This window comes from Kitasatospora sp. NPDC056138 (genome assembly GCF_042264695.1).
Lineage (GTDB): Bacteria > Actinomycetota > Actinomycetes > Streptomycetales > Streptomycetaceae > Kitasatospora.
In genome coordinates this window covers 1-25,106 of sequence record NZ_JBHJVK010000023.1, presented here as the reverse complement: position 1 = coordinate 25,106, position 25,106 = coordinate 1, and the positions used below count along the sequence as shown (strand labels likewise).

Below are 25,106 nucleotides of genomic sequence, written 5' to 3'. Positions count from 1 at the left end.
CGGCGGGCGGTCCGTACGAACGGACGGGGGCGGCCCGGACGGGACGTTCCCGGGTGCCGGGTGCCGGGTGCCGGGTGCCGGGGCCTGGCCTGCCGGGGTTGTGTGCTCATTTCGTCCGGCCTGTGCGGGGCCCGGCGGCGCCCGGGAATTTCACCCTCCGGACAGGCCCGGCAGAATGGCCGGGTGGACTACCAGCAGTTGTTGCACGATGCGATGGCCACCGCCCGCCGGGCCCCGGAGCGGGGGCGGCCGGCCGATTACATACCGGCGTTGGCGGAGGCGAACCCGGAGTCGTTCGGGATGGCCCTGGCGACGGTGGACGGTGAGGTGTACGGAGCGGGCGACTGGGAACAGTCGTTCTCGATCCAGAGCGTCTCGAAGCTGTTCACGTTGGCGCTCGCGCTGGCGGAGGGCGGGGACGGTCTGTGGCAGCGGGTGGGACGGGAACCGTCGGGCAATCCGTTCAACTCACTGGTGCAGCTGGAGACCGAGCACGGTATTCCGCGCAACCCGTTCATCAACGCGGGTGCGCTGGTGGTGACGGACCGGCTGCTGGAACTGACGGGGGACGCCGCGGGTGCGGTGCGGGAGTTCCTGCGCGCGGAGTCGGGCAACGCGACGATCGGTACGGACGACACGGTGGCGGCCTCGGAGGCGCGGAACGGTCACCGGAACGCGGCGCTGGCGCACTTCATCGCGAGCTACGGCAACCTGCGCAATCCGGTGGACAGCGTGCTGGCGCACTACTACGCGCACTGTGCGATCGCGGCGAGCTGCCGGGACCTGGCACTGGTCGGACGGTTCCTGGCCCGGCACGGTCTGCGGGCCGACGGGTCGCGGCTGCTGACGCGCAGTGAGGCGAAGCGGATCAACGCGGTGCTGCTGACCTGCGGGACGTACGACGCGGCGGGTGACTTCGCGTTCCGGGTGGGACTGCCGGGCAAGAGCGGGGTCGGCGGGGGAGTGCTGGCGGTGCTGCCGGGACGGGGCGCGGTGTGCGTGTGGAGCCCGGGGCTGGACCCGGCGGGCAACTCGGTGCTGGGGGTGGCGGCGCTGGACGCGCTGACCACGGCGACAGGGTGGTCGGTTTTCTGACCTGCGGGAACGTTTCTCCCCGTGACGGCCGTACCCGCCGGGCACTGTCTGGCGGGTAGCGGGTAGCGGGTAGCGGGTAGCGGGTAGCGGGCGCCGGACGGCCTGGCGCCAGGCGGCTGCGGCGCGGCCGCGTCCTTGTCCGCGTCCGTGCACGGGGTGGGCCGGTTCGCGGTGGCGCCCGGCCGGGGCCCGCCGGAGGCGTACGCGGGAGGGTGCGCCACCGCCGCCCGGCTCCGGATGGGGTCCGGTGGCCGGGCGGCGGTGGCACGTCCTGGTTCGGTGCTGCCGGGTCAGGCGGCGGGCAGCTCGTCGAGGCCCTCCTGGACCAGCTTGGCGAGGCGGTCCAGGGCTGCGTCGGCACCCTCCGCGTCCGAGGCGAGGACGACCGCGTCGCCGCCCTGGGCACCGAGGCCGAGCAGGGCCAGCATGGAGGCGGCGTTCACCGGGGTGCCACCCTCCTTGGCGATGGTGACCGGCACGCCGACGGCGGTGGCCGCGCGGACGAAGACGGAGGCGGGACGGGCGTGCAGGCCCTCGGCCCAACCGATGGTGACGCGGCGCTCAGCCATGAGACGTGCCTTTCAGGTGGTGCTGGTTGCTTATGTTGTCTAGACCAGTGTTGCATGCGCGGAAGGCTCCCGTACCGCCGCGTCCGCGACCCGTAACCGAACGGGACGGAACGGGACCGAACGAGGGCAGGACGGGGCCGAACGGCCCCGCCGAGGCCCGCCCGCCGTTCCGACTTCCGTCCTGTCCACCGTCCTGCCCGCCGTCCTGCCTGTCGTCCTGCCTGTCGTCCCGTCCGCCACCGCGTCCGCCGCCCGGTCCGCCGAGCCCCCGTCCGCGTGCGGCCCCGGGACCTTCGGCCCCACCCGGCCGGGCCGGTACGGCCTGAGCCGAGCTGCTCGCTGCCGGATAACCTGGCGACTGTGGACGACCCCCGGCCCTCGCAGCCGAACAGCGCGCAGCCCCCCGCCGACGCCGCGCAGCCCCCCGCCGCCCAGTCTCCCGCAGCCGGGCAGCGGCCCGGGGGCGAGCAGTCCGACGAGGACCGGCACAGCTACCCGCAGCACTGGGAGGCCGACGTCCTGCTGCGCGACGGCGGTACGGCCAGGATCCGCCCGATCACGCCGACCGACGCCGAGCGGCTGGTGGAGTTCTACGAGCAGGTCTCCGACCAGTCGAAGTACTTCCGCTTCTTCGCCCCGTACCCGCGGCTCTCCGACCGGGACGTCAGGCGCTTCACGCACCACGACTACGTCAACCGCGTCGGACTGGCCGTGGTGGTCAGGGACCGCTTCATCGCCACCGTCCGCTACGACCGGATCGACCCCGACGGCCGCCCCTCGGCCTCCGGGACCGACGCCGAGGTGGCCTTCCTGGTGCAGGACGCCCACCAGGGCCGCGGGGTGGCCTCCGCACTGCTGGAGCACATCGCGGCGGTCGCCCAGGAGCGCGGCATCCGCCGGTTCACCGCCGAGGTGCTGCCGGAGAACCGCAAGATGGTGAAGGTCTTCACCGACGCCGGCTACGTCCAGCGGCGCAGCTTCGCCGACGGCGTGGTCCACCTGGAGTTCGACCTGGAGCCGACCGCCGCCTCGCTCGCGGTGATGCGCGCCCGCGAGCACCGCGCCGAGGCCAGGTCCGTGCAGCGGCTGCTCACCCCGCGCTCGGTGGCCGTCCTCGGGGTGTCCCGCAGCCCGCAGTCGGTCGGCCGGGCGCTGGTGCGCAACCTCGCCGGCTTCCGGGGCCCGGTGTACGCGGTGAACCGCAAGGCCCCGCCCGGCACCGAACTGGACGGGGTGCCCACCCACCGCTCGCTGCTGGAGATCGAGGGCCCGGTCGACCTCGCCGTGATCGCGGTGCCCGCGCCCGCCGTCCCGCAGGCGGTCGCCGAGTGCGGAGCGCACGGTGTGCAGGGCCTGGTGGTGGTCACCGCCGGGTACGCCGAGACCGGCCCGGAGGGCCGGGACCGGCAGCGCGCGCTGGTCCGCCAGGCCCGCGCCGCCGGCATGCGGGTGATCGGCCCGAACGCGTTCGGCCTGCTCAACACCGATCCCGGGCAGCCGCTGAACGCCTCGCTGGCACCCGTGCTGCCCGAGCGCGGACCGTTCGGGCTGTTCTGCCAGTCCGGCGCGGTCGGGGTGGCCCTGCTGGAGGCGACCCACCGCCGGGGCATGGGCATCTCCTCCTTCGCCTCGGTCGGCAACCGGGCAGACGTCTCCGGCAACGACTGGCTGCAGTACTGGGAGGAGGACCCGGCCACCGAGGTGGTGCTGCTCTACCTGGAGTCCTTCGGCAACCCGCGCAAGTTCACCCGGATCGCCCGCCGCCTGGCCGGGACGAAACCGGTGGTGGTGGTCAAGGGCGCCCGGCACACCGGCAGCCTGCCGCCGGGCCACGCCGTCCAGGCCGCCGTCGGCGGGCTCCAGGACGCCACCGTGGACGCGCTCTTCCGGCAGGCCGGGGTGCTGCGGGTGGACACCATCACCGAGCTGCTCGACACCGGCGAACTGCTCGCCGCCCAGCCGCTGCCGGCCGGCGACCGGGTCGCGGTGGTCGGCAACTCCGACTCGCTGGGCCTGCTCACCTACGACGCCTGTCTGGGTGCGGGGCTGCGCCCGCGCACCCCGGTGGACCTCACCACGGCCGCCACCGGGGAGAACTTCCGGATCGCCCTGGAGACCGCGCTCGCCGACCCGGCCGTGGACGCTGTCGTCGCCGTCGCCATCCCGCCGATCGCCGCGCAGACCGCGGTCACCCGCGACCTCGGCGCCGACGAGCCCGAGTTCGCCGAGGCGCTCACCGAAGCGGGCGCGCGGGCGGCCGAGTTGGGCAAGCCGCTGCTGCTGGTGCACCTGGCGCTCACCGAACTGCCCCGGCGGCTGCGCCTGGTGGGCATCCCGGCCTACCCGAGGCCCGAACGGGCCGTCGACGCGCTCACCCAGGCCGTGCACTACGCCGACTGGCGCCGCCGTACCGCCGAGGCCGAGCAGACCGCCCGGGTACCCGAGTTCGAGCGGATCGACGAGGCCGGCGCCCGTGCGCTGATCACCGAGGCGCTCCGGACCCGTCCGGCCGCCGCGCCGTCCCGGCCCGCCGGTTCAGCCGGTGCCGCCGGTCCAGCCGGGACATGGCGCACCCTTCCCGACGACCGGGCCGCCGCGTTGCTCGCGTGCTACGGCATCGACGTCGTGCCGACCCTGCCCGCGCCCGACGAGGAGAGCGCCGTCCGGGCCGCCGCCGCCCTCGGCTACCCGGTCGCGCTCAAGGCCACCGCCGAGCACCTGCGCCACCGGCCGGACCTCGGCAGCGTACGGCTCGACCTCACCGGGGAGGCCGGGCTGCGCCGCGCCTACCGGGAACTGGACGCCCTGCTCGGCGGCGCCGAACGGGTCCGCCCGGTGGTCCAGCGGCTGGCCCCGCGCGGGGTGGACACCGTGATCGGCGCCACCGTGGACCCGGGAGTCGGTGCGATCCTCTCCTTCGGTCTGGCCGGGGCCCCTGCCGAACTGCTCGGCGACGTCGCGCACCGGCTGATCCCCGCCACCGACCGCGACGTCGCCTCGCTGATCCGCGAGGTGCGGGCCGCCCCGCTGCTGTTCGGCTGGCGCGGTGCCGTCCCGGTGGACACCGACGCGCTGGAGGAACTGCTGCTGCGGGTCTCCCGGCTGGTCGACGACCTCCCCGAGGTCGCCTCGGTGGACCTCGAACCCGTGGTCGTCGCCCCGCACGGCCTTGCGGTCCTGGAGGCGCGCGTCCGGATCGCCCCGCTCCCGGTCCGCACCGATCTGGGCCCGCGCGCCATGAGCACCCTGTAACCTTCCTTGGTTGCGCCCATCAGATCCCCCGCGGGCGCGGAAGGCCGGAAGCCCGGCCAGTGCCGACCGCTTCGTCGGCGGGACATGCCAGGATGGAGCTATGGCGAAGACCGGTACCACCACCACGCAGGACCTGCGCTCGGCCATCGAGCGCAGTGGCTACTACCCGGCCCTGGTGTCCGAGGCAGTGGAGTCCGCGGTGGGCCCCGAGCCGATCACCTCGTACCTGGTGCACCAGGAGACCACCTTCGACGCCAACGAGGTGCGCCGGCACGTGACGGTGCTGGTGCTCACCCCGTCCAGGTTCGTGGTCAGCCACACCGACGAGCAGTCCGGCGACGCCACCAGCCCGGTGCCGTACGCCACCACCTCCACCGAGTGTGTCCGGATCGACCGGATCAACTCCGTGGTGCTCAGCCGCATGGTCGCCAACCCCGAGACGTACACGCCGGGCACGCTGCCCCGCGAGGTGGTGCTCACCATCGGCTGGGGTGCCGTCCAGCGGCTCGACCTGGAGCCGGCCGGCTGCTCCGACCCCAACTGCGAGGCCGACCACGGCTACACCGGCTCGGCCACCGCCGACGACCTGTCGCTGCGGGTCAGCGAGGCCGGGGACGGCCCGGAGACGGTGGCCCAGGCCCTGATCTTCGCGCGCGCCCTGTCCGAGGCGACCATCGCCAACCGGGCCTGAGGGCGCACGGCACCGATGTCGCACCTCGACTACGACTCCTTCGAGATCCTCGACCCCTCCGACGCCCCCGTCCCCGCGTACGGGCACGGCTCGCTGGCCGACCTGCTGCCCGCCGTGGTGGCGGGGCTCGGCGTACCCGGCTTCGAGAGCGGGCTGCCGCTGACCCCGGCCGACCGGGTCTGCGTGTTCCTGGTCGACGGCATGGGCTGGGAGCTGATCCGCCGTCACCCCGACTGGGCGCCGTTCCTCAACTCGCTGGTCCCGGGCGGCCGGTCGATCACCTCCGGGTTCCCGTCCACCACCGCCACCTCGCTGGCCTCGGTCGGCACCGGCCGCACCCCCGGGGAGCACGGTCTGGCCGGCTACACCGTGGCGGTCCCCGGCGCCGGCTACCTGATGAACCAGCTGCGGTGGCAGCCGCACGTCGAGCCGGGCAGCTGGCAGCCGTACCCGACCGTCTTCGAGCAGGCCCACGCGGCCGGGGTGGCGACCTGCCAGGTGTCCTCGCCGCTGTTCGCCCAGACCCCGCTCACCCGGGTCGCGCTCTCCGGCGGCACCTTCCTCGGCCGCACCACCGGCGAGGAGCGGATGGACGTCGCCGCCCAGTGGCTGGCCGAGCACGACCGGGCCCTGGTCTACACCTACGTCAGCGAACTCGACGCGGCGGGCCACCGCTACGGCGTCGACTCCGACGAGTGGCGGCTCACCCTCAACGCCGTGGACCGCCTGGTCCAGCGGCTCGCCGAACAGCTCCCCCCGCGTTCCGCGCTGTACGTCACCGCCGACCACGGCATGATCGACATCGCCCCCGAGGACCGGATCGACTTCGACGAGGACTGGGAGCTGAGCGCGGGCGTCGCCCTGCTCGGCGGCGAGGGCCGGGCCCGGCACGTGTACGCGGTGCCCGGCGCGGCCGCCGACGTGCTCACCGTCTGGAGCGAGGTGCTCGGCGACCGGATGTGGGTGGCGAGCCGCGACCAGGCGATAGCGGGCGGCTGGTTCGGCCCCGTGGTCGACGACCGGGTCTACCACCGGATCGGCGACGTGGTCGCCGCCGCCCGGGACGACGTCGCCGTGATCGCCTCCCGCAACGAGCCCGGCGAGTCCTCGATGATCGGCCTGCACGGCTCGATGACCCCGGTGGAGCAGCTGGTGCCGCTGCTCGAAGTCCGCGCCTGACCCGCACCCATCCGAAGTCTTTCGAAAGGCCCCCGCTCCACCCATGGCTGACCTGGTGTTCTTCTCCGGCACGATGGACTGCGGCAAGTCGACGCTCGCCCTCCAGCTCGACCACAACCACGCCGCACGCGGCCGCAAGGGGATCATCTTCTCCCGCCACGACCGGGCCGGTGCCTCCACCATCTCCAGCCGCCTGGGCCTGCGCGCCGACGCCGTCGAGGTCACCGAGGGCTTCGACTTCCACGCCTACGTGGTCCACCTGCTCTCGGCCGGCGGCAAGGTCGACTACCTGATCTGCGACGAGGCCAACTTCTACGACGCCGAGCAGGTCGACCAACTCGCCCGTGTCGTCGACGAGCTGAGCATCGACGTCTTCACCTTCGGCATCACCACCGACTTCCGCACCAAGCTCTTCCCCGGCTCCCAGCGCCTGATCGAACTCGCCGACCGGGTGGAGATCCTCCAGGTCGAGGCGCTCTGCTGGTGCGGTGCCCGGGCCACCCACAACGCCCGCACCGTCGGCGGCGTGATGGTCGTCGAGGGCGCGCAGGTCGTGGTCGGCGACATCGCCGTCAGCGAGAGCGAGGTCGGTTACGAGGTGCTCTGCCGCCGGCACCACCGCCGCCGCCTCACCGCGGCCGCCGCCCGCACCTCGGTGCTCTCCCCGGACGTCCTCCCGTTCGAGGAGCAGCGCCCCTGATACCCGCCAGGACGGCACCCGCCCCGGGTGCGGCCACCGCGCGCAGCGGTGACGGTCCGTCGGGCAGGTGCTCCGCGCCGCGGGGGACGCCTCAGGGGAGTTGGACCACCGAGAACCGCCCGCCCTGCGGATCGGCCAGCCGGGCCACCCGCCCGGCCGGGCCCTCGTGCGGGGGCACCAGCACCGCGCCGCCCAGGGCCACCGCCTGGGCCACCGTCAGGTCGACGTCGCCGACCGCGAAGTGGACCCGCCAGCGCGGCGGACCGTCCCGCAGGTCGGTGCTGTGCCGGATTCCGGCCAGCGGAGCGGTCGCGTCCTGCTGGGGCACGCTGGGCCCGAACACCATCCGGTAGAAGGCGGCGGCCGACTGCTCGTCAGGAGTCAGCAGTTCGCTCCAGACCGGGGCGCCGGGCTCGTCGACCACCTCCCAGCCGAGGTGTTCCTCGCCCTGCCAGAGGCCGAACACCGCCCCCCACACATCGGCGGCGATCGCCAGCCGTCCGGCCCGCTCGGCCTGCAGCGGGCCGACCGCCACCGTGCCGCCGCACTCGCGGATCCGCTGCGAGACCAGGTCGGCGTCGTCCACCGAGAAGTACGTCGTCCACTCGACGGGACGGCCGGGACCCGGAGGGGTGACACCGATTCCGGCGACCTTGGCGCCGTGCAGGGTGGCCCGCGCGTAGGCGCCGAGGTGGGTCGGCCCGGGTGTGAACTCCCAGTCCAGCAGCGCTCCGTAGAAGGCCGTGGCCCCCTGGTGGTCGCTGGTCATCAGGCTCACCCAGCAGGGCGTGCCCTGGGTCAGCCGCACCGTCACCGCTGTCATCGCGTGCCTCCTCGCCGGGGCGGTCGGCGAGGGCCGCCGCGCGTCCCAGGGCGATGGTTCCACCTCGGGCCGCCGAAATCCGCTGACCGCGCGGCGCAGTAGGCAAAGACCGTACAAAGAGCGGAGTCGTACGCGCCACAATGGCGGTCATGACAGCCGCATCCACTGATGGTTCCGTCGCCGGCCGCCCGCTCGACGGTTCTCCGCTGGTCTCCGTCGCCGAGTTGGCGACGGCCCTCGACTCCGCGCACCCGCCGGTCCTGCTCGACATCCGCTGGCAGCTCGGCGGTCCGCCCGGCGCCGGGGAGTTCGCCGCCGGTCACCTGCCGGGTGCCCAGTACGTCGACCTGGACGCCGAGTTGGCCGCTGCCCCCGGTGCCGCCGGCCGCCACCCGCTGCCCGACCCCGAGGTGTTCGGCGCGGCCGTGCGCCGGGCCGGAGTGAGCGCAGACCGCCCGGTGGTGGTCTACGACGCCGGCCCCGCGACCTCGGCCGCCCGTGCCTGGTGGCTGCTGCGCTGGGCCGGCCACCGGGACGTCCGGGTGCTGGACGGCGGCCTGGCCGCCTGGCGTGCGGCCGGTCTGCCGGAGAGCACCGGACAAACCCCGGCACCGGTGGGCGACTTCGAGCCCGTCCCCGGCCAACTGCCCACCCTGGACGCCGGACAGGCCGCCGCGCTGGCCCGCACCGGACTGCTGCTCGACGCCCGCGCGGGCGAGCGCTACCGGGGCGAGGTCGAGCCGATCGACCCCCGGGCCGGGCACATCCCGGGCGCGGTGAGCGCCCCCACCACGGAGAACCTCGGTCCGGACGGGCGCTTCCTGCCCGCCGCCGCACTCGCCGAGCGCTTCCGCTCCCTCGGCCTGGGCGACCGCGAGGCCGACGAGGTCGGCGTCTACTGCGGTTCGGGCGTCACCGCCGCGCACGAGCTGCTGGCCCTGACGGTGGCAGGCTTCGGGGCCGCGCTCTACCCGGGCTCCTGGAGCGAGTGGTCCGCCGACCCGGAGAACCCGGCAGCCACCGGTCACCAGCCCGGCTGATCGCGGCGACCCGCCCTCCGGCGGCCCGGCAGCCGGGCCGCCGGAGGGCGGGAACCGTCCGCGGAGAGACGTGCCGTTGTCCCGTACGGATGGTTGTTCCGTACGGGACCGGCCGACCGGGCTTCCTGCGTCAGTCCTGCTTCTTGCGGCGGCTGCCGAAGACGATCTCGTCCCAGCTCGGCACGGTGGCCCGACGTCCGGGGCGGACGCCGTCCGCCTCGGCCTGACGGTCGGTCGTGCCCACCAGTCGCTCACGGTGCGGTGCGACCGCGCGCGGCATCAGGATGTCGGCGTACGCCGAGCCCGCTCCGACACTGGCCGCCGGAGCGGCCTGCTCCTCCGCCTCCTCGACCTCCTCCACCTGCACCGGCTCCACGGCCGGGACGGCGAGGTCACCGCGGAACGCGGGCACCACGTCCAGCAGGCTGGTCAGCGAATCCCGGCCGTCGGCCGTGGCTTCGCGGACCTCGCGGCCCGACATGATCCGGTCCGCCGAGGGACGCTCGATCATCGGGCGGGCCGGGCGGTCCTGGGGGAGCCTGGCGATCCGCGGGATGAACGGGAAGACCGAGTCCTCCTCGCGCTCGACGCTCTCGCCGATCAGCGCGCGGGCCTCGTCGTCGTTCGGCTGCACCAGGCGACGCGGCGGGTCGTACGTCCAGCTCGCGCTGCGGCCCTCGCCGTCCGCCCGGTAGTAGAGGATGACCTCCCAGGTGCCGTCCTCACGGCGCCAGGAGTCCCACCGCTCGGTGTCCTTCTCCGCGGCCCGCAGCGCCAGCCGCTCGGCCACGGCCTCGCCGAGCTGCGGCCCGGTGGGCTCGCCGTGGCGGCGGATCGCGGTCTTGCGGGCCCGCTCGGCCATGAAGGCGCGCTCGGCCAGCACCGGACCCTCGAAGCGCCGGACCCGGTCCACCGAGATGCCGGCTGCCTGGGCGACCTCCTCGGCGGAGGCACCGGCTCGTATCCGCGCCTGGATGTCCCGGGGCCGCAGGTGGCTCTCCACCTCGATCTCGATCTGGCCGAGGCGCGGCCGGTCCCCGCGGATGGCGGCGCGCAGCCGCTCGTCGATGGGGAGGGTGTACTCCGTGCTGTCGGCAGCCTTGAGCACCAGCCGTGTGCCGTCATTGCTGACCGCCACGACGCGCAGTTCGGGCACGGTTACCTCCCGGGTGGTGCCTGCCGACGTCACCTGCGTCGCTGCTCCCGTACTGAGTGTGGCCTGCCCACTCGCGAGTGGCCACAACCTTGCTGAGTTACCCGGCGTGTCGGGCTTTCGCCCGGACCCGCCCTTATGGCACGGTTGCCTGTTTGCCACGTCGCCGGTCGATGTCGCGCCCGAGTGTTCCGGTCGCCGTCTGACGGGCTGTCGATCCATTGACCAGAGGCTCAGGCTCCACGAACAGTACTCCATTCGTGGCATCCAGCGGGGCGGCTCGCCGCTCAAGTCTCCCGCGATTCACGGGAATCTCAAGGGCGGGCACTCCAATGGCCGACCCCCGATCAGTGGACGGTGATCATCTTCACATATATCGACCGCTCAGAACCGTATTTTCGCCCCTTGTGTCCTTCTTTGTGCAAGATGGAGGGACTTGTCGATGTCGAGCCGTACCGACCGAGGGATGTTGATGCCGCAGCAGCGTGAGCCGGGCGGGCCGCAGGCCGCCGAGCAGACGGCGACCGGACGTGCACGGATCGAGCTGAGCATGACTCAGGTCGCGGCGAGCGCGCTGGCCGCGGTGGTCGGCGCGGTGCTCGCCTCCGAGCTCGGCGTGTACGGCACGATCCTGGGCGCGGCGGTGGTCAGCGTCGGAGCCACCACCGGTGGCGCGCTCTTCCAGCACCTCTTCAGGCGGACCGGCGAGCAGTTGCGCAGCGCGGTCGACCGGGGACCGGCTGCCACCGCCAACGCCCTCCGGCAGGTCCCGGCCGACGGGCCGGTGGTCATCTCCCCGCAGTGGAACGAGCCGCGGACCGTCCGGGCCGGGCGGCGCTGGACCTGGAAGACGTACTCGGCGGTCTCCGGGCTGGTCTTCGTCCTGGCGATGACGCCGGTCCTGGCGGTGGAGCTGATCGCGGACAAGCCGATGCACTCCATCGTCACCGGCGACGGCAACTCCTCGGGAACCTCGCTCAACCCGGGCCGCCGGCCGGAACCGCCGGCGCCCGCCGACCACTCCCCGGGCGGCGGGGGCACCGCCGATCCCTCGGTCGCGCCCTCCGCGACGCCGGGCGGCACCCCGGCGGCCACGCCGAGCGGACGGCTCTCGCCCTCCCCGGCACCGTCCTCGACCCCGAGCGGTTCGCCGTCCTGGGCGCCGACGCCGACGCCGACGCCCACGCCGACGCCCACGACGCCCGTGAGCCCGGCCCCGGCATCGAGTCCGGCCGCCGGCTCCACCACCGACCCGGGCAAGGGCGCGGGTGCGGGCACCGCCGAGCGGGTGGCCGAGACGTCCCGGGCCACCGCGACCCCCTGAGCGCTGCCTGTCCTACCGGCCGAGCACCCGGCGCAGATAGGCGTTGGCGAACAGCCGCCCGGGGTCGAGCCGGTCGCGCAGCGCGGTGAAGTCACCGAAGCGCGGGTAGACCGAGGCGAGGTACTCGGCGTCCCTGGTGTGCAGCTTGCCCCAGTGCGGGCGGCCACGGTGGGCGGTCATCAGACGCTCGACCTCGGTGAAGTAGCCCTGTTCGGGGGTTCCCCGGTAGAGGTGGACGGCGACGTAGACGGTGTCCCGACCGCTCGCGGTGGAGAGCCAGAGGTCGTCGGCGGGCGCCGTCCGCACCTCGACGGGGAAGCTGATCCGCCAGTTCGAGCGTTCGATCAGGGCCTTCAGCTCGCGCAGCACGGTGGTGGCCGCCTCGCGCGGCACGGCGTACTCCATCTCGACGAAGCGCACCCTGCGGGGACTGGTGAACACCTTGTACGCGAGATCGGTGTAGGTCCGCTCGGACCAGGCCCGCCCGGCGAGCTGGGCGATGGCCGGGACGGCGGCCGGAAGGCTCCGGCCGATCCGGCAGACGCCCTCCCAGACGGTGTTGGAGAGGAAGTCGTCCTCCAGCCAGGCCCTGACCGGCGGCAGCGGCCGGGCCGGGCCCTGGCTGCGGTTGTTGCGCTTGGTGGAGCAGAGCTCGGTGTGCGGGAACCAGTAGAACTCGAAGTGCTCGTTGACGGTCGCGAGCTCCTCGAAGCGGTCCAGCACCTCGTCGAAGCGCATCGGCTGCTCGTGGGCGGTCAGCAGGAAGGCCGGTTCGACGCCGAAGGTGAGCGCGCTGACCACGCCCAGTGCGCCGAGGCCCAGCCGGGCGCCCTGGAACAGCTCGGGATCCTCGGCCGGCGAGCAGGTCCGGACGCTGCCGTCGGCCAGCACGATCTCCAGCGCCCTGATCTGGGCGGCCAGCGAGCCGGAGTCCCGGCCGGTGCCGTGGGTGCCGGTGCTGGTGGCCCCGGCGACGGTCTGCACCTCGATGTCGCCCATGTTGGTGAGCGAGAGGTCCGCCGCCGCGAGCAGCCGGTTGAGGGCGGCGAGCGGCAGGCCGGACTCCACGGTGACCGTCCCGGCCGCACGGTCCAGCTCGCGCACGGCGGTCAGCGCGGTGGGCCTGACCAGGACGCCGTCCCCGGCGGAGGCGATCGCGGTGAAGGAGTGGCCCGAACCGACCGCCTTGACCGTCCGGCCCTCCTCGGCCGCCCGGAGGACCTCCTTGGCCAGCTCGGCGGTCGAGGCCGGGGCGACCACCCGGGCGGGGCGGGCGCTCTGGTTTCCGGCCCAGTTGCTCCAGCGGGCGGTACTGGCCTGCGGCATACGGGTGCCTCCTGCTCCGGTGCCGGGACGGCTGGCCCCGAGCACGTCCTACCACTGAGTAGGGGGAGCGTAGCCACTCGTCCGACCCAGGTCCATGGGTCGTCCACCGGCTGTCCGGGGCGTTCCGGAAGCCATCGGCCCGGCTCCCCGGAGGGGGTGCCGGGCCGACGGGTGCCTCGGGGCTCAGTGCTGGAGGGCCGCCTCCGCGGGGACGGTTCCGTCGGCCGCGGCCAGGCCGGAGCGCAGCCGGCGCAGCCCGGCCAGGGCCGTGAGGGCGCCGAAGAGGCCGGCGCCGACCGGTACCCAGTACCCGGTGGGGGCGCCCGCGGCGTCCACCACCCAGCCCGCGATCGAGGACCCGAGCGCGACGCCCAGCGCGAGCCCGGTGGTGGTCCAGGTCATGCCCTCGGTCAGCTGGGCGGCCGGCACCAGCCGTTCGACCAGGGCCATGGCCGTGATCAGGGTCGGCGAGATGGCGATGCCGGCCACGAAGAGCGCGGCGCCGACCGCGACCAGACCGGCGCTGCCGCTCAGCCAGGCGGCGGCCAGGAGCGGCACCACCATGCCGACCGCCATCACGGCGACCCCGCCCAGGAAGCGGCCGGCCAGCGAACCGTTGAGCTTCAGGGTCCCGAAGACCACCCCGGCCAGGCAGGAGCCCAGCGCGTAGACGGCGAGCACCAGGCTGGACAGCGCCTTGTGCCCCTGTTCCTGGGCGAAGGCGACGGTCACCACCTCGACCGAACCGAAGATCGCCCCGGTGGCGACGAAGGTCAGGACCAGCACCTCCAGGCCGGCCGAGCGGATCGCCGATCCGCCCGAACGGTGCGCGGCCGGGTGCACCGGCGGTTCGGTACGGCGCTGCGCGGTGAACAGCACCACGCCGCTGATCAGGAAGAGCCCCGCCAGCAGCACGCCGGCCTCGGGGAAGACCGAGGTGGCCAGACCGATCGAGAGGATCGGGCCGACGATGAAGCAGACCTCGTCCATCACGGCCTCGAACGAGTACGCGGTGTGCAGCTTGGGCGGCTCGCCGCTGTACAGGTGGGCCCAGCGGGCCCGGACCATCGAGCCGGTGCTGGGCATCACGCCCATGCCGGCGGCGGCGACGAACAGCGTCCAGTCCGGGGCCTCCATCCGCGCGCAGAGCAGCAGGGCGACCGCGGCGACCACGGTCATCCCGGTCGCGGGCAGGCTCACCCGGCGCTGTCCGTAGCGGTCCACCAGCCGGGCCACCTGCGGGCCGAGCACCGCCGCCGACAGCGCCAGCACGGCGGAGACGGCTCCCGCGATCCCGTACGAGCCGCGCAGCTGGGACAGCATGGTGACGATGCCGATCCCGGTCATCGAGATCGGCAGCCTGGCTATCAGGCCGGCGGACGAGAAGGCCAGAGTGCCGGGGGTGGCGAAGATCTGGCGGTAACTGGACAGCACGCGGGGCTCCGCTGGGATGGGGGTAAGGAACACGAGTCGCATGGACAGCTTACGAACTATGGCAAACGATTACTCATCGGGCAGACCTGCCGCCGTGCGCCGACGGGGTGGTGGCAGGATCGGAGCCATGTCCGACTCGCGCACCCCCACCGACCCCGCGCCCTACGACGCGCTCCTCCTGCTCTCCTTCGGCGGCCCCGAGGCCCCCGAGGACGTGGTGCCGTTCCTGGAGAACGTCACCCGGGGCCGGGGCATCCCCAAGGAGCGGCTCGCCGAGGTCGGCAAGCACTACTTCCTGTTCGGCGGGGTCAGCCCGATCAACGGACAGAACCGCGAACTGCTCGCCGCGCTGCGCAAGGACTTCGCCGAGCACGGCCTGGACCTGCCGGTCTACTGGGGCAACCGCAACTGGGCCCCCTACCTGGTCGACACCCTGCGCGAGCTGGCGGGTGACGGCCACCGCCGCATCGCCGTCCTCGCCACCAGCGCGTACGCCGGGTACTCCGGCTGCCGCCAGTACCGCGAGAACCTCGCGGACGCCCTCGCCGCCCTGGCCGAGGAGGGGCTGCCCGAGCTGCGCGTCGACAAGCTCCGGCACTTCTACAACCACCCGGGGTTCGTCCGGCCGATGGTCGACGCCACCCTGGCGGCGCTCGCCGAGCTCCCCGCCGCGGACCGCGACGGTGCCCACCTCGCCTTCACCACCCACTCCATCCCGGACGCGATGGCCGAAACCTCCGGCGCCCCCGACGACCCCGCCCGCGGCAGGCCCGGCGGCGCGTACGTCGCCCAGCACCTGGACGTCGCCCGGCTGATCGCCGCGGCCGTCGAGGAGGCCACCGGCGTGGCCGACCGCCCCTGGGAGCTGGTCTACCAGAGCCGCAGCGGCGCCCCGCACATCCCGTGGTTGGAACCGGACATCTGCGACCACCTGGAGAGCCTGCACGCGGCGGGCGTCCCGGCGGCGGTGATGGTTCCGATCGGCTTCGTCTCCGACCACATGGAGGTCAAGTACGACCTCGACACCGAGGCCGTCGCCAAGGCTGCCGAACTCGGCCTGCCGGTGGCCAGGGCCGCCACCGTCGGGGCCGACGCCCGCTTCACGGCGGCCGTCCGCGAGCTGCTCCTGGAGCGTGCCGCCGTCGAGCGCGGCCTGCCCGCCGAGCGCTGCGCCCTCGGCGCGCTGGGCCCCAGCCACGACGTGTGCGCCGTCGCCTGCTGTCCCAACCCGCGGGCTGCCCGGCCCGCAGTGGCCGAGATCTGACGCCCCGCCGGGCGCCGTGTGCCAGGCTCGCCGGTCGGCCGTGCGCCTTCGGGCCGCCAAGGCCGGCCGCGGGCCCGGGACGGACCGTCGGGCGCCCGTTCGACCGCCGACACCCGCCGGAAGGAATCCCATGCCCAATCCCGAGCTGCTCGCCGAACTGCTCGACGTCGCCGTCGAGGCGGCCACCCGAGCCGGCGCCCTGCTCCGCGACGGCCGCCCCGCCGACCTCGGTGTCGCCGCGACCAAGAGCAGCCCCGTGGACGTCGTCACCGAGATGGACCTCGCCTCCGAGAAGCTCATCCTGGAGCTGATCGGCGAGCGCCGTCCCGAGGACGGCTACCTCGGTGAGGAGGGCGCCGACCGTCCCGGCACCAGCGGTGTCCGCTGGGTGGTCGACCCGCTCGACGGCACGGTCAACTACCTGTACGGGCTGCCCTCCTGGGGTGTCAGCGTGGCCGCCGAGCTGGACGGGCAGGCGGTGGTCGGGGTGGTGGCCGTCCCGGCCAGGGGCGAGCTCTTCCAGGCGGTGCTCGGCGGCGGCGCCCGCCTCGACGGCACGCCGATCTCCTGCCGCCCGGCGCCGCCCTGGGGCCAGGCACTGGTGGGCACCGGCTTCAACTACGTCCGTGACGTCCGCGCCCACCAGGCACAGGTGCTGCTGGAGCTGATGCCCGAGGTGCGCGACATCCGCCGCGCCGGTGCCGCGGCCGTCGACTTCTGCGACCTCGCGGCCGGCCGGCTGGACGCCTTCTACGAGCGCGGACTCCAGCCCTGGGACATGGCCGCCGGGGTGCTGATCGCCCGCGAGGCGGGGGCGCTGGCCGGTGGGCGTCCGGGGAAGGGGCCGGACGGCGGTCTCGCCGTCGCCGCGCCGCCAGGCGTCTTCGAGCCGCTCCAGTCCCGGCTGGAGGCCCTCGGAGCCTGGCACGACTGACCGGCTGGACCGGGGCGCCGGGTAGTCCCGCCCGGCAGTCGGGTACGGCGATCGGGTACGGAAGCAGCCCGGTGCGGCAGCACGCCGGGCACGCGTGGTGCGCACGTGCACCGGGCAGGCGCAGCGGGCGAGCGAAAGGCCCTGGCACACGGAAGCTGTGCCAGGGCCTGGATTTCAGCTGCCCCGGACGGCTCTCGGGGTGAGTGGTGGTGCGAACGCGCCGTGACCGCTGAGGGTCGGGTCGGGTCAGGCGGCTGAGCGGTGGATCTCGCGCACCGGGTCGATGCCGTGCTCGGCAGCGAGACGGCGCAGATCGTCCAGTTCGGACTGCTCGACCTCGGCCAAGAAGTCGTCACCGGCCTCCAGTGCACGGTGGAGGTCCTGTTCGGTGTTCTGTATGCGCTGCAGGATTCCGGCGGTGAAGGCGTCCATACGAGCCCCCTTGCTGTGTCGGACGGGCACGGTCCGGCGTTCCCCGGCGACGGGGAGGACGGCGGTCAACGGAAACGCCCCAGCCGAGCTGCTGCTCTCCGGTCGGGCGCGGAGACGGCCCTGGGCCGCTCCCGGTGACACCTGGTCCCCTGAGCCGGTGCGGATGAACGCACGGCGGGTGGTTGCGATCGGCGCTCGGCCCGATCGCGGGTGTGCAGCTGTCCTCCCCACCGGCGAAGGCGGGAAACCTTCCGATCCGAGAAAGTTGCCCGCGTCACAGTCCAATCGGCAGAGCGCCCTACCGTTTCAATCCGTCCGGCGCCGGGGCCCCGGCCGCTTACCGCTGCTTTACCGGCGGACCAGGCAGGATGGGAACACCGTCGGATCCGTGTGCCGGCTCCCGGGCCGATGCCAGCCCGGGGGATCAGGACGCTTCGGCTCCGCGCCCGGCGCACAACGGCCCGCTCGGGCTCGCACGGCGGGGCCGCTCAGGAAGAAGGGACAACCATCGTGCGGGTACTCGTCGTGGAGGACGAGCAGCTGCTCGCCGAAGCCGTCGCGACCGGCCTGCGCCGCGAGGCGATGGCCGTGGACGTGGTGTACGACGGTGAGGCTGCGCTCCAGCGCATCGCGATCAACGACTACGACGTCGTCGTGCTCGACCGCGACCTCCCGCTGGTCCACGGCGACGACGTCTGCCGCAGCGTCGTCGAGCAGGGTCTCGCCACCCGGGTGATCATGCTGACCGCCTCCGGCGACATCAGCGACCGGGTGGAGGGCCTGGAGATCGGCGCCGACGACTACCTTCCCAAGCCGTTCGCCTTCAGCGAACTCGTCGCCCGGGTACGTGCACTGGGCCGCCGCGCGACCGTCCCGCTGCCGCCGATCCTGGAGCGGGCCGGCATCTCGCTCGACCCCGGCCGCCGGGAGGTGCTCAGGGAGGGCAGGACCGTCCAGCTGGCGCCCAAGGAGTTCGCCGTGCTGGAGGTCCTGATGCGGGCCGGTGGCGCGGTCGTCTCGGCGGAGCAGCTGCTGGAGAAGGCCTGGGACGAGCACACCGATCCCTTCACCAACGTCGTGCGGGTCACCGTGATGACCCTGCGCCGCAAGCTCGGCGACCCGCCGGTGATCGTCACCGTCCCCGGCTCGGGCTACCGGATCTGAGCCGCCAGACCCCGGACCGCAAGGACCGGGCCACCGGGGTCGGCCACCCGCCGACCCCCCGTACCACCTCAGAGCGCACCGCCCGGAGAGGAACGTCATGACCACCCCGCCCCCCGCCGGCGGGGCCCCCGGCACGCCTGCCGGCGGCCCGGTCCCAGTACCGCCCAGGCCGGCCCATTCGCCGGCCGCCGCCGTGCGGCAGCCCGCCGGCGGGTCCGAGCACGGCACGTCCTACACCCCCGGTGACGGCCTGCTCAGCTGGCTCCAGCTGCGCCCGACCATCCGGATCAGACTCACCCTGCTGTACGGCGGGATGTTCCTGATGGCCGGAGTCGTCCTGCTGGTGCTGATGTACTTCTTCGTCCGGCAGGCCTTCCACGACGCCCTGCTGCCGACCTTCGGGTTCGACCAGGGCGGTGCCACCGTCAACGGACGGGTGGTGACCTCCCAGCAGTTCAACGACCAGCTGGTCCAGATGCAGGAGCTCAAGTCCAACGCGGCGCTGACCGTCCTGCTGCGCAAGTCGTTGACGGTGCTGGTGTGCCTGGCGGTGATCGCTTTCGTGGCGGGGTACGCGATGGCGGGGCGGGTGTTGCGCCCGTTGGGCCGGATCACCCGGACGGCCCGCGAGGTGGCGTCGTCGGACCTGCACCGGCGGATCCAGCTGGACGGGCCGGATGACGAGCTGAAGGAGCTCGCGGACACGTTCGACGAGATGCTGGACCGGCTGGACCGGTCGTTCGACTCGCAGCGGCGGTTCGTCGCGAACGCGTCGCACGAGCTGCGGACTCCGCTGGCGATCAACCGGACGTTGCTGGAGGTGCAGCTGTCGGACCCGAACGCCTCGCTGGATCTGCAGCAGCTGGGCCGGACGCTGCTGGCCACCAACGAGCGCAGTGAGCAGCTGGTGGAGGGGCTGCTGCTGCTGGCGCGCAGTGACAACGAGCTGACCGATCGGCGGCCGGTGGAGTTGTCCGAGGTGGCGTTGCGGGCGTTGGAGCAAATCAGGCCGGAGGCGGGGACCCGGGAGGTGGAGCTGCGTTCGACGCTGACGCCGGTGACGGTGTCGGGGAACGGGGTGCTGCTGGAGCGGATCGCGTTGAACCTGCTGCAGAACGCGGTGCGGTACAACGTGGCGGACGGCTGGGTCGAGATCACGACGACGGTGGTGGCGGGCGGGGCGGGTGAGCTGGTGGTGAGCAATACCGGACCGGTGGTGCCCGGGTACGAGCTGGAGCACATCTTCGAGCCGTTCCGCCGGGTGAAGGGTGCCGACCGGACCCGCAGTGACAAGGGGGTGGGTCTGGGTCTGTCCATCGTCCGCTCGGTGGTCCGGGCGCACGGTGGGGCCATCGAGGCCACTGCGCGCTCCGGAGGCGGCCTCACGATCCGGGTGCGGATCCCCGGAGCCTGACCCGCTCCCCGGGCCGCTGGACGGCCTCCTGCGCCCTCCCGGGCCCGCACCCCGCCGCGCCCGGGGTCCGATTCGCTCCGTGCGCGGACCATCAACCGCCGCCCCTGCCAGGTTCGTCAAGACGACATAAGCCCTGGCAGGGGCGGCTTGTCATTTGCCGCCGGAACAACTTACGGTTACGTAACCTACGCAGCCGTAAGTGAGTCGCCTCTGGCCCGGCTCCGCCCGGCCCCGGCCCCGGTCCCGTCCCCCAAGCGGGCCCCGCCCGGCTCTCAGTGCGTCCCACCCGTCCCTGCCCGCCCTCAGGAGCACCAGCCGTGACCATCGCACCCGTGCAGCGCACAGCCTCGAACGCCTGGACCGACGCCAAGCTGATCCTCGCGCTGGAGGAGGTGGTGGAGACCGAGCTCAACCGCCACCTGAAGGTCGCCAAGGAGTGGATGCCCCACGAGTACGTCCCGTGGAGCCAGGGCCGCGACTTCGACGGTGTGCTCGGTGGCGAGGCCTGGTCGATAGAGCAGTCGAAGATCACCCCGCTGGGGCGGATCTCGCTGGTCGTCAACCTGCTGACCGAGGACAACCTCCCGAGCTACCACCGCGAGATCGCCACCATGTTCGGCCGCGAGGGCGCCTGGGGCACCTGGGTGCACCGATGGACCGCCGAGGAGGGCCGCCACGGCATCGCGATCCGCGACTACCTGCTGGCCACCCGTGCGGTGGACCCGGTGGAGCTGGAGCGGGCCCGGATGGTGCACATGTCGGAGGGCTTCGAGTCCGACAACGCGCACAGCATGCTGCAGTCCGTCGCCTACGTGGCCTTCCAGGAGCTCGCCACCCGGATCTCGCACCGCAACACCGGCCACTTCGCCGGCGACCCGCTCTGCGACCAGCTGCTGGCGAAGATCGCCAACGACGAGAACCTGCACATGGTCTTCTACCGGAACCTGCTGAAGGCCGCCCTGGAACTCGCCCCCGACCAGGCGATGCGGGCCATCGCCGACGTGGTCACCAACTTCCGGATGCCCGGACACGGCATGCCCGGCTTCGAGCGCTCCGCGGTGCAGATCGCCGTCGGTGGCGTCTACAACCTCCGGATCCACCACGACGACGTGCTGCAGCCGGTGCTGCGCCACCTCAAGGTGATGGAGATCGACGGTCTGGGCCCGGACGGAGCCAGGGCCCAGGAGGAGCTGGGGGTCTTCCTGGACGGCCTGCACGCCCAGGCCGTGCGCTTCGACGAGCGGCAGGCCGCCCTGCTCGCCCGCCGGGCCGCCAACGCCGCGCGGAAGTGAGCCGGGGGTCCGGCGGACCCGGGCGGTTCCGGTGGCTCCGGTGACCCCCGGGGCTTTGGAAGGGACGCTCCGGGCTCCGTCCGGACACCCCCGGACGGCCCTGTCGGAGCCGCCGGGCAGGTGACATACGGCGGGCGATTTCCCCGATTTTTGCCCGAAAAGTCCCGGATGTGACCAAGCTCACATCCGAACGTGTGGCACGACCGCTTGATTGCTCACCGTGACCGCCGGATCGTCCGCCGACCCGGCCGACAGGGCTCGGAGATCACCTGTGGAGATTTGTCGACCTTTTGTCAATGCCTCTGCTGACAAGGGGAGTTGCCGCCGGAGCGGGGGTGTCCGGCCCGGTCGGTGCGACGGGTCGGCGGGCCTCGGTGCAGCGGTTCGGCGGCGCTGGGTGAGACACTCGGAACCGTACTCGATCACTCCAACGGCTCCGCCGCTGGGTGTCGATTGAGTAACAAGGCTTGAAGTAAGGCACAATCTCCGCCTCGGGTCGGGCACAAGACCGACCCCCCATGCGTTACGTGCGCTGGAGATACCGCACACACCCAGAGGGGGAGAGCGAAAATGGCAACGGACTACGACACCCCACGCAAGACCGATGACGACCTCAACGAGGACAGCATCGAGGAACTGAAGGCTCGGCGGAACGAGAAGTCGGGCGGCAACGTCGATGTCGACGAGTTCGAGGCCGCCGAGGGCCTGGAGCTTCCCGGCGCCGACCTCTCGAACGAGGAGCTGTCGGTCCGCGTGCTTCCTCGGCAGGCTGACGAGTTCACCTGCATGAGCTGCTTCCTGGTACACCACCGCAGTCAGCTTGCCGGCGAGAAGAACGGCCAGCCGATCTGCCGAGACTGCGAATAGGCACCATGCGGGCATGCCCCGGGCCCGGCGGACTCCGTCGGCCCGGCAAGCCGCCCCGTCCGGCCCCGCACGCCTCGGCCGGAGGCAGAAACCGCGATCGCGCCGCCGATCGCACCGGCAGGAGCCCCCTGCACACGGCCTTCTTCACCGGAGCACCGGGACGGTCCCGCACCAGCGGAACCGTCCCTCCTCCGTTTCCGGGCCCGCACGTGCCATCCGTCCACGGGCCCGTACGTGTCACGGCGGGCCCCGCACACCCGTCCGACGCCCGCACCGCCCGTCCCGGCACCCCGGAAGGGGCCGGTCAGCTCTCGTCCCCCTGGCGGGCCTTGGCCAGGGCCGCCGCCAGCCGCTCCGGCGAGCGGGTCGAGAGGTAGGCGTACGGCGTCGGGTCGCTCGGGTCCGTGATCTCGACCCGCAACGCGGTCGGGATGTAGCTGCGCAGCAGCATGAAGGCGCGCGGGTCGGCCTTCACACCGCGCCAGGCCACCGCCTCGGCCCGGTCCAGCGGGTGGGCCTCGCCCAGCGCCTCGACCGGGATCCTGGCCTGCCCGGCCACCAGTGAGCCCTGGACCACGCGAATCCGGGCCGAGCCGTAGTTGCTCAGTGCGGCCGCCGCCGCCACGATGCCGACGACCAGCCCGATCAGGGCGCCCACCGCGCTGAAGCGCAGCAGGATGAGCGCGAGTGAGAGGCCTGCCGCGAGCGGGAGCAGCCACCAGGAGCGGGGGACGGTGAGGCGTTCGTCGTACATGCCCCCATTGTGTGCGCCGGTCACAGCCCGGTCGGCCCCGCCCCCGGGTGTCGGCGCCGGTCCGGTTGCCGTCGGTGCCCTCACCTGCGCGTCCGGGGTGTGCCGGTCGCGTGTCCGAGCTGTCCCGATTCGACCGTCCTGGATTCAACAACCTCCTGTCGGCTTTCAACTACCCGGCGGTAGGGTCGCGCCTGTGAACGGACCTGTCGCCTCCCCGCCTGCGCCGCAGGGCTCGGACGAGCCCGCTGTCGCTGCCACCGCCCCCTCCCCGACCACCCCGCCGGCCGATGCCGTGCTGCCGTCCCGGGCGCCCGAGGCTCCGGCCCCCGGCACGCCGCTCGGCTCGCACTACGACCACTGCTTCGGCTGCGGACCACAGCACCCCCAGGGACTCCAGCTGAGTGCGGTGGCGGGGGAGGGGCTGGACGTCACGGCGCGCTTCACGGTCAGGCCCAGCCACCAGGGCGGCCCGGGGCTGGCCCACGGCGGCGTACTGACGACGGCGATGGACGAGACGCTCGGCACGCTGAACTGGTTGCTGCACGCCCCCGCCGTCACCGGACGGCTGGAGACCGACTTCGTCCGCCCCGTCCCGGTCGACGCCGAGCTGTACATCCGCGCCTGGGTCACCGGTGTGCACGGCCGCAAGATCTACAGCGCGGCAGAGGGCCGGATCGGCGGCCCGGACGGACCGGTCGCGATCCGGGCTCAGGCACTCTTCATCCAGGTGAAGCTGGAACACTTCACCCAGCACGGTCGTCCCGAGGACATCAAGAAGGTCCTCGACGACTCGGATCTGTTGAAGCGCTCCAGAGCTTTTGAGGTGAACCCGTGAGCCCCACCGCCCGCCCGCCGGTAGACGTCCTGATCACCCGGATCGACCCCGAGCTGCCGCTCCCGGCGTACGAGCACCCCGGCGACGCCGGTGCCGACCTGCGCACCACGGTGGACGCCGAGCTGGCCCCCGGGGAGCGCATCGTGCTCCCCACCGGCATCGCCATCGCCCTCCCCGACGGTTACGCCGCCTTCGTGCACCCGCGTTCGGGTCTCGCAGCTCGTTGCGGTGTTGCACTGGTGAACGCCCCAGGGACCGTCGATGCCGGGTACCGTGGTGAGATCAAGGTGATCGTCGTCAATCTGGACCCGCGCGAGGGGGTCAGCTTCCGTCGCGGGGACCGAATCGCCCAGCTGGTGATCCAGCAGGTCGAGAAGGCGCGCTTCCACGAGGTGACGGAACTGCCCGGGTCGGCACGCGCCGAGGGCGGGTTCGGATCGACGGGTGGTCACGCCGCGGTCTAGCATGCCCGCGGCTCGCAGTAGCCGAGCAGGTATTCGCTTCGGTCTTGGACCGGGGTCTTGGACCGGGAAGGACAGTGACCGTGTTCCGTCGTCGCCAGAAGAGCGAGGACGCTGTCGAGCAGCTCGCCGACGATGCCATCAGCGCCGACGAGACGGCCGATGGCGTCGAAGGTTCCGCCGACTCCGAGAGCGAGAACGTGACCGAGCAGGACCCGGCGGACCGGGTCGGCCTGCCGCCGGCTCCGCGCCCCGACGGACCGTGGGACGTCTCCGAGCTGGAGAACCCGGAGGAAGGCCGAGTCGACCTCGGCGGCCTCCTGGTCCCCGGCGTCGAGGGCATGGAGCTGCGGGTGGAGGTGGCCGGCGACGCGATCGTGGCCGCCACCCTGGTCCTCGGCAACAGCGCGATCCAGCTGCAGGCCTTTGCCGCCCCCAAGTCCGAGGGCATCTGGGGTGAGGTCCGCGACGAGATCGCCACCGGCATCACCCAGCAGGGCGGACTGGTCGAGGAGGACGAGGGCCCGCTGGGCTGGCACCTCCGCGCCCAGGTCCCCGTCCAGCTGCCCGACGGCACCCAGGGCGCCCAGCTGGTGCGTTTCGTCGGCTGCGACGGACCGCGCTGGTTCCTGCGCGGCGTGATCTCCGGTCAGGCCGCGGTGCAGCCCGAGATGGCCGGGATCCTCGAGCAGGTCTTCCGCCAGACCGTGGTCGTCCGCGGTGAGACCCCGATGGCACCGCGCGACCCGATCGTGCTGAAGCTCCCCGAGGACGCCCAGATGGTCGCCGACGGTGGCATCACCGACGCCGAGGGCGAGGGTTCCCGCTTCGGCGGCACCGCGCTCGACCCCTTCGCACGTGGCCCGGAGATCACCGAGGTCCGGTGATCCCGTTCGCCGATCGCCCCCGCCCGGAACCCCGGGCGGGGGCGATTTGCTTGTGGAGGGCCGATCCCCGTACAGTTCCGGAGTCGCACCGAGAGGGGCGAAGAAAAGCGAGTCCGATGAATGAAACTCCGGAAAACGGAGCGGAAAACATCTGATAAGCTGGAAACACGAAAGAACGAAGCGCCCGGAGGGCCCGCTGGAAGGCGGCCTGAAGGA

23 protein-coding genes are annotated in these 25,106 nt (G+C 73.0%); 16 read left to right on the top strand and 7 right to left on the bottom strand.

Features of this window, described 5'->3' with window-relative positions:
• Positions 1-183: 183 nt before the first annotated feature.
• The gene (locus ACFC1R_RS16580) at positions 184-1,095 is read left to right on the top strand and encodes a glutaminase (protein ID WP_375939078.1); all 912 of its coding nucleotides are present in this window, start codon (positions 184-186) and stop codon (positions 1,093-1,095) included.
• Positions 1,096-1,385: 290 nt separating this feature from the next.
• Here ACFC1R_RS16580 and ACFC1R_RS16575 read toward each other — a convergent pair whose 3' ends face one another.
• A complete protein-coding gene (locus ACFC1R_RS16575) occupies positions 1,386-1,664 on the bottom strand; it encodes an HPr family phosphocarrier protein (RefSeq protein WP_045305556.1) in 279 nt (92 codons plus the stop codon).
• A gap of 519 nt (positions 1,665-2,183) precedes the next feature.
• On the opposite strand from ACFC1R_RS16575, the gene ACFC1R_RS16570 reads away from it, so the two are divergent.
• The 4 genes from ACFC1R_RS16570 to ACFC1R_RS16555 all read left to right on the top strand — a co-directional run bounded on the left by ACFC1R_RS16570 (position 2,184) and on the right by ACFC1R_RS16555 (position 7,486).
• Complete coding sequence (locus ACFC1R_RS16570) at positions 2,184-4,916, top strand: GNAT family N-acetyltransferase (RefSeq protein WP_375939196.1); 2,733 nt, start codon at positions 2,184-2,186, stop codon at positions 4,914-4,916.
• Positions 4,917-5,016: 100 nt separating this feature from the next.
• Complete coding sequence (locus ACFC1R_RS16565) at positions 5,017-5,607, top strand: DUF5998 family protein (protein ID WP_375939076.1); 591 nt, start codon at positions 5,017-5,019, stop codon at positions 5,605-5,607.
• Positions 5,608-5,622: 15 nt separating this feature from the next.
• Positions 5,623-6,786, top strand: coding sequence for an alkaline phosphatase family protein (locus tag ACFC1R_RS16560; protein WP_375939074.1), 1,164 nt, complete (start codon positions 5,623-5,625; stop codon positions 6,784-6,786).
• Between the two features lie 43 nt (positions 6,787-6,829).
• Entirely contained in the window at positions 6,830-7,486 is a 657-nt protein-coding gene (locus ACFC1R_RS16555; RefSeq protein WP_375939072.1) for a thymidine kinase, read from the top strand.
• 91 nt (positions 7,487-7,577) lie between these two features.
• On the opposite strand, the gene ACFC1R_RS16550 is transcribed toward ACFC1R_RS16555, so the two are convergent.
• The gene (locus tag ACFC1R_RS16550; RefSeq protein ID WP_375939070.1) at positions 7,578-8,309 is read right to left on the bottom strand and encodes a VOC family protein; all 732 of its coding nucleotides are present in this window, start codon (positions 8,307-8,309) and stop codon (positions 7,578-7,580) included.
• 149 nt (positions 8,310-8,458) lie between these two features.
• Between ACFC1R_RS16550 and ACFC1R_RS16545 the strand changes: the two genes are divergently transcribed.
• Positions 8,459-9,349 carry a sulfurtransferase gene (locus ACFC1R_RS16545; protein ID WP_375939068.1) on the top strand — a complete coding sequence of 297 codons (891 nt, stop codon included), beginning with the start codon at positions 8,459-8,461 and terminating at the stop codon, positions 9,347-9,349.
• Between the two features lie 130 nt (positions 9,350-9,479).
• Here ACFC1R_RS16545 and sepH read toward each other — a convergent pair whose 3' ends face one another.
• Complete coding sequence (gene sepH / locus ACFC1R_RS16540) at positions 9,480-10,538, bottom strand: septation protein SepH (protein ID WP_375939066.1); 1,059 nt, start codon at positions 10,536-10,538, stop codon at positions 9,480-9,482.
• Between the two features lie 436 nt (positions 10,539-10,974).
• Between sepH and ACFC1R_RS16535 the strand changes: the two genes are divergently transcribed.
• On the top strand, positions 10,975-11,826 hold the full coding sequence (locus ACFC1R_RS16535) for a hypothetical protein (protein ID WP_375939064.1): 852 nt from the start codon (positions 10,975-10,977) through the stop codon (positions 11,824-11,826).
• Positions 11,827-11,838: 12 nt separating this feature from the next.
• Here ACFC1R_RS16535 and ACFC1R_RS16530 read toward each other — a convergent pair whose 3' ends face one another.
• Entirely contained in the window at positions 11,839-13,152 is a 1,314-nt protein-coding gene (locus ACFC1R_RS16530; protein WP_375939062.1) for a D-arabinono-1,4-lactone oxidase, read from the bottom strand.
• Between the two features lie 183 nt (positions 13,153-13,335).
• On the bottom strand, positions 13,336-14,586 hold the full coding sequence (locus ACFC1R_RS16525; protein ID WP_375939060.1) for an MFS transporter: 1,251 nt from the start codon (positions 14,584-14,586) through the stop codon (positions 13,336-13,338).
• Between the two features lie 127 nt (positions 14,587-14,713).
• On the opposite strand from ACFC1R_RS16525, the gene ACFC1R_RS16520 reads away from it, so the two are divergent.
• Both ACFC1R_RS16520 and ACFC1R_RS16515 read left to right on the top strand, forming a co-directional pair.
• On the top strand, positions 14,714-15,850 hold the full coding sequence (locus tag ACFC1R_RS16520; RefSeq protein ID WP_375939058.1) for a ferrochelatase: 1,137 nt from the start codon (positions 14,714-14,716) through the stop codon (positions 15,848-15,850).
• 130 nt (positions 15,851-15,980) lie between these two features.
• Positions 15,981-16,784: an inositol monophosphatase family protein gene (locus tag ACFC1R_RS16515; RefSeq protein ID WP_375939056.1), complete on the top strand. Its 804-nt coding sequence runs from the start codon at positions 15,981-15,983 to the stop codon at positions 16,782-16,784.
• Between the two features lie 246 nt (positions 16,785-17,030).
• Here ACFC1R_RS16515 and ACFC1R_RS16510 read toward each other — a convergent pair whose 3' ends face one another.
• The gene (locus tag ACFC1R_RS16510) at positions 17,031-17,216 is read right to left on the bottom strand and encodes a hypothetical protein (protein WP_045305567.1); all 186 of its coding nucleotides are present in this window, start codon (positions 17,214-17,216) and stop codon (positions 17,031-17,033) included.
• 510 nt (positions 17,217-17,726) lie between these two features.
• On the opposite strand from ACFC1R_RS16510, the gene ACFC1R_RS16505 reads away from it, so the two are divergent.
• From ACFC1R_RS16505 to ACFC1R_RS16490, 4 genes are all read left to right on the top strand, one after another.
• Complete coding sequence (locus ACFC1R_RS16505) at positions 17,727-18,380, top strand: response regulator transcription factor (RefSeq protein ID WP_375939054.1); 654 nt, start codon at positions 17,727-17,729, stop codon at positions 18,378-18,380.
• A gap of 97 nt (positions 18,381-18,477) precedes the next feature.
• Entirely contained in the window at positions 18,478-19,794 is a 1,317-nt protein-coding gene (locus tag ACFC1R_RS16500; protein WP_375939052.1) for a sensor histidine kinase, read from the top strand.
• Positions 19,795-20,111: 317 nt separating this feature from the next.
• Positions 20,112-21,086, top strand: coding sequence for an acyl-ACP desaturase (locus ACFC1R_RS16495; protein WP_375939050.1), 975 nt, complete (start codon positions 20,112-20,114; stop codon positions 21,084-21,086).
• A 570-nt stretch (positions 21,087-21,656) separates the two neighbouring features.
• Positions 21,657-21,953 carry a DUF4193 domain-containing protein gene (locus ACFC1R_RS16490; RefSeq protein ID WP_045305571.1) on the top strand — a complete coding sequence of 99 codons (297 nt, stop codon included), beginning with the start codon at positions 21,657-21,659 and terminating at the stop codon, positions 21,951-21,953.
• 304 nt (positions 21,954-22,257) lie between these two features.
• Here ACFC1R_RS16490 and ACFC1R_RS16485 read toward each other — a convergent pair whose 3' ends face one another.
• Positions 22,258-22,707, bottom strand: a complete 450-nt coding sequence (locus tag ACFC1R_RS16485) for a DUF3093 domain-containing protein (RefSeq protein WP_375939048.1) — start codon at positions 22,705-22,707, stop codon at positions 22,258-22,260.
• Between the two features lie 292 nt (positions 22,708-22,999).
• Here ACFC1R_RS16485 and ACFC1R_RS16480 point away from each other — a divergent pair, with 292 nt between their 5' ends.
• The 3 genes from ACFC1R_RS16480 to ACFC1R_RS16470 all read left to right on the top strand — a co-directional run bounded on the left by ACFC1R_RS16480 (position 23,000) and on the right by ACFC1R_RS16470 (position 24,890).
• Entirely contained in the window at positions 23,000-23,542 is a 543-nt protein-coding gene (locus ACFC1R_RS16480) for a PaaI family thioesterase (protein WP_375939194.1), read from the top strand.
• Positions 23,539-24,006, top strand: coding sequence for a dUTP diphosphatase (gene dut, locus ACFC1R_RS16475; protein ID WP_375939046.1), 468 nt, complete (start codon positions 23,539-23,541; stop codon positions 24,004-24,006). The genes ACFC1R_RS16480 and dut overlap by 4 nt, the downstream gene beginning before the upstream one ends.
• A 74-nt stretch (positions 24,007-24,080) precedes the next feature.
• The gene (locus ACFC1R_RS16470) at positions 24,081-24,890 is read left to right on the top strand and encodes a DUF3710 domain-containing protein (protein ID WP_375939044.1); all 810 of its coding nucleotides are present in this window, start codon (positions 24,081-24,083) and stop codon (positions 24,888-24,890) included.
• The last annotated feature ends 216 nt before the right edge of the window (positions 24,891-25,106 follow it).

Bases quoted from the DNA above. Each gene is read 5' to 3' on its own strand.
- ACFC1R_RS16555 (WP_375939072.1), top strand. From the start codon at position 6,830: ATGGCTGACCTGGTGTTCTTCTCCGGCACGATGGACTGCGGCAAGTCG.
- ACFC1R_RS16520 (WP_375939058.1), top strand. From the start codon at position 14,714: ATGTCCGACTCGCGCACCCCCACCGACCCCGCGCCCTACGACGCGCTC.
- ACFC1R_RS16500 (WP_375939052.1), top strand. From the start codon at position 18,478: ATGACCACCCCGCCCCCCGCCGGCGGGGCCCCCGGCACGCCTGCCGGC.
- ACFC1R_RS16530 (WP_375939062.1), bottom strand. From the start codon at position 13,152: ATGCCGCAGGCCAGTACCGCCCGCTGGAGCAACTGGGCCGGAAACCAG.
- ACFC1R_RS16485 (WP_375939048.1), bottom strand. From the start codon at position 22,707: ATGTACGACGAACGCCTCACCGTCCCCCGCTCCTGGTGGCTGCTCCCG.
- ACFC1R_RS16575 (WP_045305556.1), bottom strand. From the start codon at position 1,664: ATGGCTGAGCGCCGCGTCACCATCGGTTGGGCCGAGGGCCTGCACGCC.
- ACFC1R_RS16550 (WP_375939070.1), bottom strand. From the start codon at position 8,309: ATGACAGCGGTGACGGTGCGGCTGACCCAGGGCACGCCCTGCTGGGTG.
- ACFC1R_RS16565 (WP_375939076.1), top strand. From the start codon at position 5,017: ATGGCGAAGACCGGTACCACCACCACGCAGGACCTGCGCTCGGCCATC.
- ACFC1R_RS16515 (WP_375939056.1), top strand. From the start codon at position 15,981: ATGCCCAATCCCGAGCTGCTCGCCGAACTGCTCGACGTCGCCGTCGAG.
- ACFC1R_RS16535 (WP_375939064.1), top strand. From the start codon at position 10,975: ATGCCGCAGCAGCGTGAGCCGGGCGGGCCGCAGGCCGCCGAGCAGACG.
- ACFC1R_RS16560 (WP_375939074.1), top strand. From the start codon at position 5,623: ATGTCGCACCTCGACTACGACTCCTTCGAGATCCTCGACCCCTCCGAC.
- ACFC1R_RS16545 (WP_375939068.1), top strand. From the start codon at position 8,459: ATGACAGCCGCATCCACTGATGGTTCCGTCGCCGGCCGCCCGCTCGAC.
- ACFC1R_RS16490 (WP_045305571.1), top strand. From the start codon at position 21,657: ATGGCAACGGACTACGACACCCCACGCAAGACCGATGACGACCTCAAC.
- ACFC1R_RS16510 (WP_045305567.1), bottom strand. From the start codon at position 17,216: ATGGACGCCTTCACCGCCGGAATCCTGCAGCGCATACAGAACACCGAA.